A 13,443-nucleotide genomic window follows, 5' to 3' on the forward strand; every position below is an offset into this window, starting at 1 on the left:
GGCACCACCCGCGAAGGAGCGCCATGCCGTACATAGAGCTGGGCTGCAGGGCCGTGCTCTGCCTGGTCTTCCTGGCCGCGCTGGCGGGCAAGGCCACCGGCTGGCGCGCCTTCGTGTCCTCCGTCCCCGGTCTGGCTCCCGGGCTGCCCGCCGCGCCGGTCGCGGTGGCCGTGCTGGCCGGCGAGAGCGCCGCCGTGGCGCTGCTCGTCCTGGGCGAGCGCGCCGGGTTCGGGCTGGCCGCCGCACTGCTCGCGGCCTTCGCCGCCGCGATTCTGCTGGCCCTGCGCCGCGGCTCCGCCGCCGCCTGCCGGTGCTTCGGCGTCACCGCCGCTCCGCTGAGCCGCGCCCAGATCGTGCGCAACCTGCTGCTGATCGCGGTCGCGGTCACCGGCTGGGTGACGCCGGGCGGGCGCGTCGAACCCGCCGGGGTGGCGCTGGCGCTGGTCGCCGCCGCGGTGCTCGCCGCCGTGCTGGTGCTCTTCGACGACCTCGCCGACCTTCTCCTGGAGAGGAACCTCTGATGCCGTACGTCATCGCAGCCCTGGTCATCGTGGGCGTCATGAGCGCGCTCAACCTGGTGCTGACGTTCGCGGTGATCCGCAGGGTGCGCCACGCCGAGCAGCACGCCGCCCCCTCGGGGCCGCCGTTGCTGCCGGTGGGCTCGACCGTCCCCGACGTGCGCGGGATCGGGCGGCCCTCGGTGATCGGCTTCTTCGACACCGAGTGCCAGGCCTGCCCCGGGCAACTGCCGCCGTTCCTCCAGCTCGTCGCCAACGCGGGCTACTCCCCCTCGCAGGTGCTCGCCGTCGTGTCCGGCCCCGGCGGGGAGAGCTACGCGGACGCGCTGCGCGGCAGCGCCACCGTGATCGCCGAGCCCGCCAACGGGCCGGTCTGCCTGGCCTTCCCCAACTCCGCCTTCCCCGCCTTCTACCTGCTCGACGACTCCGGCCGGGTCAGGTCGCGCGCGGTCACCGTGGCCGGGCTCGGCGCTCCCGTCACCGCATGACCCACGACGTCTCGCCCGGTGTGTTACGGCTGGCCGGGCGGGCCGTGACGGTGTGGGGGCCGGCCTGGCGGGCCGCCCCGGTCGCCGCCGTCTGCTCGGTGCTGGCCGTCCTCGCCGGCGGCACGACGCCGGTGGCCGCCGCCTGGTGCACGAAGCTCATCCTGGACGGCCTGGCGGGCGGCCGGGCCGTACTGATGCCGACGATCATGCTCGGCGTGGTCGGCCTGGTCGCCGCGCTGCTGCCGCATCTCACCGAACACACCGACGGACGGCTGCGCCGCGGCCTGGGCCTGCTGACCCGCGAGCGCCTGTTCACCTCGGTCAACGCGTTCGTCGGCCTCGGCCCGTTCGAGAACCCCAGCTTCCGCGACCGGCTCAGGCTGGCCGAGCAGGCCGGGACCGGCGCGGCCAACCAGATCCTGGCCCCCAGCCTGTCGCTGGTGCGCGGGCTGGTCACGCTGGCCGGGTTCGTCGCCGCGCTCATGGCGTTGAGCCCGGTCATGACGGCGATCGTCCTGCTGTCGGCGCTGCCGTCGCTGGGCGTGCAACTGTCGCTGAGCAGGCGCAAGGTGGGTCTCGAATGGCAGATCAGCCCCGCGATGCGCCGCCAGATCTTCTACGCCGGCCTGCTCACCGAGGTCGAGCCGGCCAAGGAGGTGCGGCTGTTCGGGCTGGGCGCGTACCTGCGCGACCGTCTCCTGGGCGAGATCCGCGCGGTCAACCGCCAGGAGGAGGCCCTGGAACGGCGCGCGCTGGCGGGACACGGGCTGCTCGCCCTGCTCGGCGCCGCCATCGGCGGCGCCGGACTGATCTGGGCGATCGCCGGCGGCCGTCTCGGCGTGGGCGACGTGGCCGTCTTCGCCGCCGCCGTCGCCGGGGTGCAGGGCGCGCTGTCGGGCGGGGTCACCCAGCTCGCCCGGCTGCACCAGGCGCTGCTGGTCTTCGGACACTACCGCGCCGTCGTCTCCGCCGCCCCGGACCTTCCCGTACGCCGCCCGCCCCGCCCGCTGCCCGCCCTCCGCTCCGGGATCGAGATGCGGGACGTCTGGTTCCGCTACGGCGAGGGGCGACCGTGGGTGTTGCGCGGAGTGGATCTCACCATCCCGCACGGCGCCTGCGTCGCGCTCGTGGGGCTCAACGGCGCCGGCAAGTCGACGCTGGTCAAACTGCTGTGCCGGTTCTACGACCCGTCGCGCGGCGCGGTCCGCTGGGACGGGACGGACCTCCGCGACGCCGACCCCGCCGAGCTGCGCTCCCGGCTGACCGCGGTCTTCCAGGACTACGTGGCCTACGACTTCACGGCGGCGGAGAACATCTCACTCGGCTCACTCGGCGCCTCGCCCGAGCAGGTCAGGACGGCGGCCCGGCTGGCCGGGGTGGACACGGCGCTGGACGCCCTGCCGCACGGCTACGACACGTTGCTCAGCAACCGCTTCCTCGACGCGGCCGAGACCTCCGGCGTCGTGCTGTCCGGCGGCCAGTGGCAGCGGCTCGCCCTGGCCAGAGCGTTGATCAGGGGCGACCGCGACCTGCTCGTCCTGGACGAGCCGAGCGCCGGACTCGACGCGGAGGCCGAGCACGCCATCCACCACCGGTTGCGCGAGCATCGAGCCGGCCGCACCAGCCTGCTCATCTCCCACCGGCTGAGCGCGGTCAAGGACGCCGACCTCATCGTGGTGCTGGCAGAGGGCAGAATCGCCGAACAGGGCACCCACACCGCCCTCATGGCCGCCGGCGGAGAATACGCCCGCCTGTTCACCCTCCAGGCCAGCGGCTACACCGTCGAGCACGCCTGAACCCGCCTCAGGCCAGATGTACACGATGGCAGACTGATCAAGCCGACAACCCCCGCCCCGAACCGGCAGGCAGACGAAAATGGTGAACCTCACCTGGAACGCGGCCTCCCGCACCTGTCTCGGGTCCGCGCGCCGACACATCGTGGACGACATCTACACAGGTCCCTATGTGTTCGCGGTCGCCGACGGCCGCAGGGAACGAGTCGCCGGCGACGTTGCCAGCCACCTCGTGACCGAAACCCTGCGGAAGTACGACCGCGAAATCGATCCCTCAGACCTGACAACCGTTCTCGGACATGCGCTCAGATCCGCGAACGAGTCCATCCAGCGAAAGATCGAAGCGCAACCCGAACTGGCGGGCATGGGCGCCGACCTGGTTGCCATGGCGTGGTCCGGGACCATGGCGGTCTTCACGAACGCAGGCGATACGCAGGCGTACTTCACGCGACGAACCGCCGGCGGAGCCGCTGAACTCATCTGGACGACCGCGAGTCGTGCCCACGGCACGGCCGAGGCCCCCGACGCGCCGAATTCACCGGAGCGCATCCCGAACCTCCTTGATGGACGACCCCACGAACGCGCCCCTGACCTGGTGACTTTCCGCCTGCACGCCGGTGACCGGATCCTGCTGTGCACCGGCGGACTCGGCGCGGCGGTCCCTCACCCGCTCCTGATGGACGTTCTGAGCGGCCCCGGCGGATCGGCGGAAGTGGCCGATCGCCTCGAAGCCCTTGCCGTGGAGCACGGCGGTCCGGACAACATCACCATGGTCGTCGTCGAATTCGTCGATTTCGAGGAGCATCGAGAGGAATACACGTTCCTTGACTAGCGCGAGGCAGGCGCTTACCTCTGAGCGAAAGAAAATCTGTAGTCGCCACTGTAGACATTCGCGCCAAGGGGAGCTAGAGTTCCTGACATCGCAAGGAACGAATCCACGAGGGCAGCACGAGCACCACGATGGGGCTGCCCGGACGAACGTGGACAGCAGTACAGAACGAGGTAGGGCAGAAGGTCGGACTGCCGCGGCCAGTGTGGTTGAGCAAGAGGGGCCGGGGCGGTGGACGCGCTGCCGATTACGGAAAGTCGGCGCCAGCGATCGGGGCGCCGAGGTACGGATAACCGGAAAGGAGTGTTGAACGCCATCAGGATCGCCCGTCGCCGGCCGCATGTCGCCGCACGGGTACCGCAGCTCCACGAACAGGACGGTGGTCTACGGTCACGCTTACGCGATCCCCGCACCCCCGCATCGGGCGGCTGGTGCGGCATAAGTGAACCGCCCTGCAGCACGCAGGCAGGGCCGGTCGATGGTGTTAAACCTCTGGGCCCCGGCGCATCATGGCGCCGGGGCCCCTGTTCGCATTCGGGAAGGTTGAATGGATCAAACACCTCAGGCAACGGTCACCGCGTCCAGGCGGGAGCGGCCCAGCCCCACCGGCGATCACCCGGTTCAGGAGGTCGAAGCGGCCGGCAGTCTCGGGCAGCGGCTCGATGACGAGGACTATCCCGCCTACAGCATGGGCCGGGCCGCCGAGCTCCTCGGCGTCACCCCGGCGTTCCTGCGCAGCCTCGGCGCCGCCAAGCTGATCGAGCCGCTACGCAGCGAGGGCGGGCACCGCCGTTTCTCCCGCTACCAGCTGCGCCTGGCCGCCCGTGCCCGCGAACTCGTCGACGCCGGCACCCAGCTGGAAGCGGCCTGCCGCATCATTATCCTGGAAGACCAGCTCGCCGAGGCGCTGCGCATCAACGAAGAACTCCGCCGGCGCCACTGACCGCCTTCCGCCCCCGGCCACACCCGGGGGCATCAGGACCGGCCGTTCGGTCGTCAGGTGTCGAGTCTGGCCGCCTGCATGGCGCCCAGTCGCCGCACGAACAGGACGGTGACGATCGCCGTCGGTACGACCAGCACGTGCACGGCCACGCTGGCCCAGGTCGCCCACGTGAATTCGTACCTCAGGCCAAGGGTGTCCTCGTACGTCTCGGAGTCGTAGTCCTTGGTGAGGAGTGTCGTCCACTCGATCCAGAACAGGGGCCAGGTCAGGAAAGTGACCAGCCACAGGGCCCACCATGTGTGCAGCAGACCGGCCGGGGCTGTCGTGCCGCCGCGTCCGGGGGGGCTGGAGGCGTGCCAGATGTCGTCGGCGATCTGCTTGGGCAGCCACAGGTTGCCGATCGGGATGAACCAGCCGAATACGGCCATGGAGGGGCGGTAGCGCAGCCGGCCGGGCGCGAGCCGTTCGGCGACGACCCGTATCCGGAAGAACCAGAGCAGCCAGGACGTCGTCAATCCCACGCCGGAGACGACCTGGGCCGCCAGCATGATCTGGCCGACCGTCTCAGTTTCGTCGTAGCTCTCCACCGGGTGCCACCGTCTCGCGTCGTCGGCGAAATCGAGCTGGTACACCGCTGTGCTCACGGAGATCAGGGTGAAGAGGGCAAGCAGCACATAGGCGGCGATCTGGTAGCCGGTGGCGGAGTGCAGGGGGTCACGGCCGCGCATATGGCGGCGTTCGTTGACCAGCAAGGGCTGGGGCGCCCCCGGCGGATTCGCGTGGCCGAACGGTGGTGGCGCCATCGCTCGGGGGCCGCCACCGTCGGTCGCGGTGGCCGGGTCGTGAAGGGCCGTCAGCGCCAGGGTCCGGCGGTCGGCGATGACCTGGGTGAGCGCCTCAGGCAGCCACCGCCCCTGGTCGGGCGAAGCGAGCGCGGTGAGCCGGGTCAGCACCTGCTCCAGGCCGGGCCGGGCGGCGGGGTCCTTGGCCAGGCAGGCCGCCACCAGAGCGGCCAGAGGGGCTGGCACTCCCTGAAGATCGGGCTCGGCGTGCACCACGCGGAAGACGACCGCGTGGACGGGCCCCGTCCCGAAGGGGCTGCGGCCGGTCACGGTGAAGGCGAGCACGCAGCCGAGCGAGAACACGTCCGAGGGCGGCCCGACCTCCCGGCCCATGGCCTGTTCGGGGGACATGAACGCGGCGGTGCCCAGCACGGTGGAGGTCTGGGTGTGGCTGGTGGCGTCCAGGGCGCGGGCGATGCCGAAGTCGATCAGGCGGGGCCCGTCCTCAGCAAGGATGACGTTGCCGGGTTTGAGGTCGCGGTGCACCATCCCGCAGGCGTGCACGGCGGCGAGTCCTTCGGCCAGCCCGGCGCCGAGCACCGCGGCCGACTCCACCGGGAGCGGCCCGTGCTCGTCGACGGCTTGGTGCAGGGAGGGGCCGGGGATGTAGGCGGTGGCCAGCCACGGCCGGACGGCGTCGGTGTCGGCGTCCACGACCTGGGCGGTGTAGAACCCGCCGACCTTGCGGGCGGCGTCCACCTCGGAGGTGAAGCGGCGCCGGAAGTCGCCGTTGCCGGCCAGCTCCGGGCGCACCACTTTGACGGCGACCAGGCGCCCGCCCGGGGAGCGGCCCAGGAACACCTCTCCCATCCCGCCCCCACCGAGCCTTGCGTGCAGCCGGTAGGAGCCGATGCGAGCCGGGTCGCCGTCGCGTAGGGGGTCGGTCATGGTGACTCATTCCTCGTCGAGATCATCGCCGGTCGGTGTCGATGATTCCAAAAGAGGGGCCAACAGGATCCCGGTGACCGCCTTGCAGGTGCGCCCGTCCGTCATCGGCATCGCCGTCGGCCAGGTCCTGAGTACCGCGGGTACGGGCAGCGGGCCGTTAGACTACCCCGGTGTTCGCGCGCGTTCCCCTGGCCGTCCGCTCATGGCCGGCCTGGTGGAGAGCCCAGCCGTCCTTGGTCAAGGACGGCGCGCTCGCGGCGACGCTCACTGCGCTGGCCTTCGTACCGACGCTGTCCGTCATCGGAGCCCAGCTCAGTGACCTGCCGAAGCGACCGGCCGACGCCTTGGCGGTGGTGCTGACCGTGGCGCAATCGGCGCCGCTGGCGTTCCGCAGCCGTCACCCGGCGGCATGCCTGGCCGTCATCGGCGCCGCCTTCGCCGTTCATCAGGCGCTCTGCTGTCCGCCGACGTTCGCCAGCGTCGGCTTCTACCTGGCCCTGTATACGGCCGGAGCCCAACAGTCCCGGCACCGTCGCACGCTCGCGGCGGCGGTGAGCGCCGGCTACGCCGCACTCGCGATCGTCCTGAGCCGGCTGGGATCCCCCAACCGGATCCCGGACTTCGTCGCCTTCTACCTGGTTCTGGTCGTGATCTGGATGGCCGGAGCCGGGATGCGCCGGTGGCGGGCCGAGGAGGCCGAACGGCGGCGGCTCGGCGCGCTGGCGGCCGGCGCCGACGAACGCGCCCGCATCGCCCGTGAGCTGCACGACGTGGTCACCCATCACGTGACCGCCATCGTGGTGCAGGCCGACGCCGCGCAGTTCCTGGTCGGCGCCGCACCGGAACGCGCAGGGCAAGGGCTGGCCGCCATCAGCGACACCGGCCGGCGGGCGCTGACGGAGCTTCGGCATCTGCTCGATGTGCTGGAGGCGACCGGCGACGACGCGCTCACGGCGCGTACGCCGGGCCTCGGCGGTATCGCCGACCTGGTCGAACAGGCCCGCGTCTCCGGCCAGCCCGTCGAACTGACCGAGCACGGCGAGCGCCTGGCTCAGCCCGTCGACGTCGAGCTGGCCGCGTATCGGGTGGTTCAGGAAGCCCTCACGAACGCCATCAAGCACGCGACCGGCCGGCCCACCAGGGTCACGGTCCACCACCGCGCCGGCCACATCGACATCGAGGTGACCACCGACGGGTCCGCTCTGGTGGAAGGTCCCGCCGTGCCGTCCGGGGGGCGAGGGCTGGACGGGCTGCGCCGCCGCGTCCAGATGCTGAACGGTGAGCTGACCGCCGGCGCCCGGCCCGGGGGCGGGTTCACCGTCCGGGCCCTCATCCCCCTCAGGAGCACCGCATGACCAGTACGCCGATCCGGGTGCTCATCTGTGAGGACCATGAGCTGGTGCGCACCGGCTACACCACGATCTTCTCGGCCCAGCCCGACATGGAGGTCGTCGGGGACGCCGCGGACGGCCGCGCGGCGCTCGAGGCCGCCCGGCGGCTGCTGCCGGACGTCGTCGTGATGGACATCCGGATGCCCGTCCTGGACGGCATCGAGGTCACCAGGCGACTGGCCGGGCCAGGCGTCGCCGCTCCGGTGAAGGTACTGGTGGTGACCACGTTCAACGTCGACGAGTACGCCTACGAAGCACTCAGGGCAGGCGCCAGCGGCTTCCTGCTCAAGGACGCGCGGCCGAAGGAACTGGTGGACGGCGTACGCACCGTCGCGCGCGGCGACTCCCTGCTCGCGCCCGCCGTCACCCGGGCCCTCATCGGCCACTTCGCCGAGCGCCTGCGCCCCACCGACTCCGCCCGGCCGGCCCTGCAGGAGGTCGTGCGGGCGCTGACCCAGCGGGAGCTGGAAGTACTGGAACAGCTCGCCGAGGGCCTGTCCAACGCGGAGATCGCCACACGACTGTCCATCAGCATCGAGACCGTCAAGACGTACGTGTCGCGGATCCTGACGAAACTCGACCTGCGCGACCGTGTACAGGCGGTCGTGCTCGCCTACCGGGTGGGATTGGTGGCCGCCGATCAGGGTTGACACGGCGGTCAGGCGGAGGGCTCGGCGCGGTGCTGCCGAGGTCGGATCCGGCCGGCGCGGGCGGCCCGCCGCAGCAGGAGAATCGTGGGCACCAAGCAGACCAGCAGCGCGAAGAGGCTGGCCTCAGGGCCGAAGACGCCGCCGGTCAGCGCGGTCGGGCCGGACAGCGTGACGTTCAGCAGGCCCTCGGGTGGCGCGGCCGATCCGGAGACCGTGACACCGAAGATCCCGGCTTGGGCGAAGTTCCAGGCGAAGTGCAGGCCGATGGGCAACCACAGCGAGCGGGTGACGACGTAGGCGGCGGCCAGCATGGCTCCGCCCGTCAAGGCGATCGCGAACACGCCCCACAGGGTGGCGTTGCCGTTGACCAGGTGCATCGCACCGAACAGCAGCATGGATACGACCAGGGCGATCACGGTGCCGGTACGTTCCTCCACGATGCGGAACACCACCCCGCGAAACAGCAGTTCTTCGGTCACGGCGACGCCGGCCATCAGCCCCGCGGCGCCAAGGAAGCCGCCGAAGGAACCCCAGGACAGCTCCTGCCAGCCACCGAACACCGCGATCAGCGCCATCAGCCCGGCGAACAGGCCCGACCCGAGCAACATCCCGCGCCACAGCTGGGACCATCGCCGCGTCTTCCCGAGTTCGGGGACGTCCGGACGCAGCTCGACGACCCGGCACAACCAGCGGTAGCAGATGACGGCGATGATGGCCAGGCCGATCCCCACCGGCAGGGCGAGGAGCGGTACGGGCAAGACGAGTTGGTTGATCCCGGTCGTCACCGACATCACGCCGAACAACGCGACCAGCAGGACGGGGAACCGGAACCTGCGCAACCGGTCACGGCCCGTGGCCGAACCGGCGTGCGAAGGGGTGGTTCTCGGATGCTCAGGGGACGCCACGATCGCGATCCTTTCGATCAGATGTCCGCGGTGTCTTCCGCGGCCTAAGTGAGGCTAGGGATCGGAGCCGGGCATGCCATCCCCCTGGAACGGACACAGCGGTAGCTCTCACGAGGGATCAGGATCCGTCCCCCGCCTCGCCGGCCTGCGCACCGGCAGCGACCGCCTTAGATCCAGTTCTGACACCCTTCGAGGTCAGGCATCAGGTCACTGCTGTCCAGAACCCCCTTCGGCGAAGTGCTTGAGCAGACGGTGGTGCACGAACTGGTACTCGTTCGTCGAGAGCCGGCGGAGCAGCCCGGCCCTGACCAGTTCCTCCAGCGACTGCGGCACCTGCCGGCCGTGCTTGCCGTGGTGCCGGAAGATGTTTCTGATCTCCCGGCTCTCGTCGTCGAAGCTCGTCCCATCCCGGGAGATCAGGTGTCGCGCGACGTCACGCAGGATCTCCTGCAGTGCGGGCCCGTCATCGAGCATCGCCATCGCACGGTCGGCGTAGAGTTCGACGAGATCGCGCCCGTCCGCCGATGCCTCGCGCAGCCACGAGTCGGTCAGGTTGGCCAGCAGCGCGGGCGCGCCCGCGAGCTCCTCGGCGTCCGCCGCCGACCCCTTCCACGCGCCCAGGAGGCGCGACATCTCCTGCTCGGTAACCCCCTTCACCCGCACCTTGACGAAGTCCTGGTGCACTACCAGCGGATGGCCCGGGCCAGGATGGCGATCGGTGACAGTGATCTTTGCCCCGGTCACTTCATGCCAGCGCACCACCTCCTGAGCGATCTTGTCGCGGTCGGCGGGGTCGGCCACCTCGTCCAGCCCGTCGAGCACATAGATCAGGCGCTGCCGATTGACCATGGCGAGGGCTTCGGTGATCGGCGTCCGGTACTGCTGGACGAGCGCATGAGTCATCCACATCTCGAACCCTGGACGGCTGAGGTCCAGCGACCGCAGGCTCACGAAGACCGGAACGGGACCACCGCCCTCCTCCAGCAGGCGCAGAGTGATCCGGGCCGCGAGCACTGTCTTGCCGGCGCCTGACGCTCCGACCACGAGCAGGCCCCGGTCCCAGCGGGCGACGAGGTCGTCCAGCGTGATCGCCCGGCCGTCCATGTCGAGATCCTGCGCCAGCACGGCGCCCCCGGCGGGGAGCAACTGTCCGACCTGCCGCTCCACCCGCTCGGCGAGCACCGCGAGTCCTTCCGCCAGCTCCCCTCTGGCGGCGGCGACGAGCGGCTGGCCCACCGGCGGCACCGCCTTCGACTCCTCCTCGCTGTGCTCCGGGATGGGGGTGGATCTCACCAGATCGATGTACGCGCTCACGTCCGCGGGCACAGCCCGATGGGAGTCCCGGAACCTGGAGATGAGCTGAAGGGGCAACTGACTCCAATCGAGTTGCCGTCCTTCCTCGGCGGTGTCGAGATCCTCCTTGATCCGCTGCAACAGGCTGGCGTCCTGGGCCAGCCTGGCGTAGAACTCACCGTCTCCCTCCCTGATCAGCAGGATCGCCGCCAGGGTGGAGACGTCGTACGGAGACAGCTTCCTCGCCTTGGCGATCCGGTCCTGCAATATCAGGACGTTGAGAAACCGTTTGATCGACCGAGGGTTGCGCGGCAGCCCGATGCGCAGCAAGTCGCGCGTGGGCATGATCTCTTCCGGAAGCAGGCTCCGCAGATAGTCGTCGAAGGCGGCGGCTGACAACCTCGGCATTTCAAACGGAAACTGAATGATCTTGTCCAGATAATGGTCGACCTGCAGCCCCTTGTATTTCTCCCCGAGGGCCACCAGCAGCGGTTCCTTGGCGACGGCCAGGAAGAAGACACAGTTGTCGCGGTTGAAATGGAGCTTGAGCGCCTCCAGCAGTCCGGCCACCTGGTCGCCGGCGCATCGGTCGAGGTCGTCGATGAACACCACGAGCCGCTTCTTGCCCGTCTCCGCCAGAGCTTGGGCGATCAGATCGGTGAGGTACTCATCCAGCCGCGCACGATCCGAACGAATACGGAAATGTTGCTCGTCGTACTCCTTGAGACTGCTGCGCACGTCAGCCAGGTTCACCCGGGCCGTCGAGGAGAGCACCAGAGAGCCGAGCACCTCGGAGATGGTCCGCAGCGTGCGCGCAACCTGTTCCTTCTTCGCCAGTCCGAGCTCCGCGACGAGCGTGTGGAGCAGCGGCAGCACCGGGTTGTCGTCGTACTGGTGCCGCCACGGGTCGAACCACACGTGTGCGCAGTCGCCGTACTGATCGTCGATCACCTGTCTGACCTGCTTGAGCAGGGAGGTCTTGCCGATCCCCCAATCGCCGTAGACACCGATGACCATGGGCGGAGAGGCGGAGTGGGCAAGCAGCGCCAGCGCCTGCGCGTACTCCGCCCGCCCCAGGCTGTCCGTGACCGCCGGCTCGTCGCTGTGCGTGAATCCGGCCGGGGCCTGCTCCTCCTCCTTGGGAGAGGGGGCCGGTTCCACCAGCGGCCTGCGCCTGCGCCACATCAGCCAGGCGAGGAGCCCCACAAGGAGCAGACCACCGGCGAGATGGGGCCACAGCCGCAGAAGCAGGTGCCGCGGCACCACCCGCAGTTCCCGCCGCGTCACCCCGGTCTCGGCGTAGAGAACCAGTTGCCCGCTTGTCTCCCGCAGCCGTGGCCCCGGCACCAGGGTGACGGTCACGTTCCCGCCCGCCGGAAGCTGAACCGACCCGCCGCCCTGGACGCTCACCGCGCTCGCGGCAGGGCCCGCGACCTGGATGCGGGCCGTCACGGCCGGTCCCGGATTCACGACGGTGACCTGCACGGGCACGCGCGGGAACGTCTCGAGCGAGATGGACAGCGCCGAATTGTCCAGGAACTGGGGAGCACCGAAGCCCGTGCCCACGGCCAGGACCACCACGACAAATAAGCGCGCGATCGGCATGCCTTGATTATTCAGGCTTTCTGCGGGGGCCAGCCGGGCGAAAGCCCTTTTCTGAAGGGCCGAATCATGGTGGCGGCGAAAGCGAGCGTGACCATCGCGACGGCCAACGTGGTGGTGGTGACCCACACGTCCGCGCATGCGTAGAGCAGCCCGGCGAGCACCGGGCCGAGCGCCCCTCCGCCGTAGCTGACCAGCCGGGAGACGCCTGCCACCCGAGCCAGCTTGTCAGCCGGCACCCGGCTGATCACCGTACGGATCGTCACGTTGCTCAGCCCACCCGCCACGCCGATCATAAGCAGTGCCAGCGCGAAGGCTCCGGGCGAGAGCGCGGTGGTCACGGCCAGCAGCAGCGCCGCCGCGCACACCCAGGTGTGCACGAGCAACATCGATCGGCCGCGGTGGGTGAGGCCGATGATCTCGGCCAGCCGGTAGGCCGGCACCTTCCCGGCGATCCTCTGGCGTTGCGGCGAGATGAGCGCCCCCACCACCCCGCCCACCCCCGCGGTCGCCAGGATGACGCCGATCAACGCCGGGCTCTCCCGTGTCTGCGTCATATGGGTCACGAACACCACGGTCAGCGCCTGCACGACCAAGTTGATCAGGGCGGTCAGGATCGTCGCGGACCTCAGGAAGTCGTTCGTCCAGATCTCCCTCAGCCCGACGCGGATCTCCTCCATGAGCGAGAGCCTGACCGGCCGGGCCGGGGTCCGCCGCACCGGCGTGCGGGCCAGCGTGGCCGCCGCGGAGAGGAACGCCACCGCGTTCGCCAGGAAGGTCATCGCCGGGCCGTACGCGTAGAGCACCCCTCCCAGCGACCGCCCTGTCAGGCCCACGGCGTGAACGGTGGTCTCGTGCACGGCGAGCGCCGTGTCCACCTCCGCCGGGCGGGCCACCGCCGGGACCAGCGCGATCTCCGCGACGGACGAGAACACCGTCAGACATCCCTCGGCGAAGGCCACCACGAGCAGATGCTCGATCTGCAGGCTGCCCAGGAGCAACGCACCGCAGGTGACGGCCATCAACAGGCCCTTGGCCAGCTCGCACCAGGTCATGACGAGCCTCGGGCCGACCCGGTCGACGACCGTGCCCGCCGGCAGGTAACACAGCAGGCCGGGCAGCGTGGCGGCGCACACCACCCAGCCGGTCCAGGAGGGCGATCCGGTGAGCGCGATGGCGAGCAGCGGGTAGGCCACGCTCAGCGTGCGCGTGCCCATCATCGACAGCGTCGATGCCGTCCAGGAGCGGCGAAAGCCCGCATTGGTGGCGAACAGCGAGGTCAAGCCACTCGGAGCTTGTCT

At 70.2% G+C, this 13,443-nt stretch carries 11 protein-coding genes; 7 read left to right on the forward strand and 4 right to left on the reverse strand.

Annotated features, from left to right (window positions below; genetic code table 11):
* Positions 1-23 precede the first annotated feature (23 nt).
* The 5 genes from ACIBK9_RS28340 (at position 24) to ACIBK9_RS28360 (ending at position 4,571) form a co-directional block, all read left to right on the forward strand.
* Entirely contained in the window at positions 24-521 is a 498-nt protein-coding gene (locus ACIBK9_RS28340; RefSeq protein ID WP_397161966.1) for a MauE/DoxX family redox-associated membrane protein, read from the forward strand.
* On the forward strand, positions 521-1,006 hold the full coding sequence (locus ACIBK9_RS28345; RefSeq protein WP_352356185.1) for a hypothetical protein: 486 nt from the start codon (positions 521-523) through the stop codon (positions 1,004-1,006). Before ACIBK9_RS28340 ends, ACIBK9_RS28345 begins: the two co-directional genes overlap by 1 nt.
* Positions 1,003-2,802: an ABC transporter ATP-binding protein gene (locus ACIBK9_RS28350; RefSeq protein ID WP_397161967.1), complete on the forward strand. Its 1,800-nt coding sequence runs from the start codon at positions 1,003-1,005 to the stop codon at positions 2,800-2,802. The genes ACIBK9_RS28345 and ACIBK9_RS28350 overlap by 4 nt, the downstream gene beginning before the upstream one ends.
* A 79-nt stretch (positions 2,803-2,881) precedes the next feature.
* Positions 2,882-3,631 carry a PP2C family protein-serine/threonine phosphatase gene (locus tag ACIBK9_RS28355; RefSeq protein WP_397161968.1) on the forward strand — a complete coding sequence of 250 codons (750 nt, stop codon included), beginning with the start codon at positions 2,882-2,884 and terminating at the stop codon, positions 3,629-3,631.
* A 544-nt stretch (positions 3,632-4,175) separates the two neighbouring features.
* Complete coding sequence (locus tag ACIBK9_RS28360; protein ID WP_397161969.1) at positions 4,176-4,571, forward strand: MerR family transcriptional regulator; 396 nt, start codon at positions 4,176-4,178, stop codon at positions 4,569-4,571.
* Positions 4,572-4,624: 53 nt separating this feature from the next.
* On the opposite strand, the gene ACIBK9_RS28365 is transcribed toward ACIBK9_RS28360, so the two are convergent.
* The gene (locus ACIBK9_RS28365) at positions 4,625-6,301 is read right to left on the reverse strand and encodes a DUF4328 domain-containing protein (protein ID WP_397161970.1); all 1,677 of its coding nucleotides are present in this window, start codon (positions 6,299-6,301) and stop codon (positions 4,625-4,627) included.
* A 170-nt stretch (positions 6,302-6,471) separates the two neighbouring features.
* On the opposite strand from ACIBK9_RS28365, the gene ACIBK9_RS28370 reads away from it, so the two are divergent.
* Together ACIBK9_RS28370 and ACIBK9_RS28375 are read left to right on the forward strand one after the other, a co-directional pair.
* Positions 6,472-7,656 carry a sensor histidine kinase gene (locus ACIBK9_RS28370; RefSeq protein ID WP_397161971.1) on the forward strand — a complete coding sequence of 395 codons (1,185 nt, stop codon included), beginning with the start codon at positions 6,472-6,474 and terminating at the stop codon, positions 7,654-7,656.
* Positions 7,653-8,342 (forward strand): response regulator, encoded by a 690-nt coding sequence (locus tag ACIBK9_RS28375; protein WP_387682754.1) that lies wholly within the window; start codon positions 7,653-7,655, stop codon positions 8,340-8,342. The genes ACIBK9_RS28370 and ACIBK9_RS28375 overlap by 4 nt, the downstream gene beginning before the upstream one ends.
* A gap of 8 nt (positions 8,343-8,350) precedes the next feature.
* Here ACIBK9_RS28375 and ACIBK9_RS28380 read toward each other — a convergent pair whose 3' ends face one another.
* The 3 genes from ACIBK9_RS28380 to ACIBK9_RS28390 form a co-directional block, all read right to left on the reverse strand.
* Entirely contained in the window at positions 8,351-9,247 is an 897-nt protein-coding gene (locus ACIBK9_RS28380) for a lysostaphin resistance A-like protein (protein ID WP_397161972.1), read from the reverse strand.
* A gap of 207 nt (positions 9,248-9,454) precedes the next feature.
* Positions 9,455-12,145 (reverse strand): P-loop NTPase fold protein, encoded by a 2,691-nt coding sequence (locus tag ACIBK9_RS28385; protein WP_397161973.1) that lies wholly within the window; start codon positions 12,143-12,145, stop codon positions 9,455-9,457.
* Positions 12,146-12,156: 11 nt separating this feature from the next.
* Positions 12,157-13,425 (reverse strand): MFS transporter, encoded by a 1,269-nt coding sequence (locus ACIBK9_RS28390; RefSeq protein ID WP_397161974.1) that lies wholly within the window; start codon positions 13,423-13,425, stop codon positions 12,157-12,159.
* Positions 13,426-13,443 lie beyond the last annotated feature (18 nt).

It is taken from the genome of Nonomuraea sp. NPDC050227 (assembly GCF_044459705.1).
In the GTDB taxonomy this organism is placed as follows: Bacteria; Actinomycetota; Actinomycetes; order Streptosporangiales; family Streptosporangiaceae; genus Nonomuraea.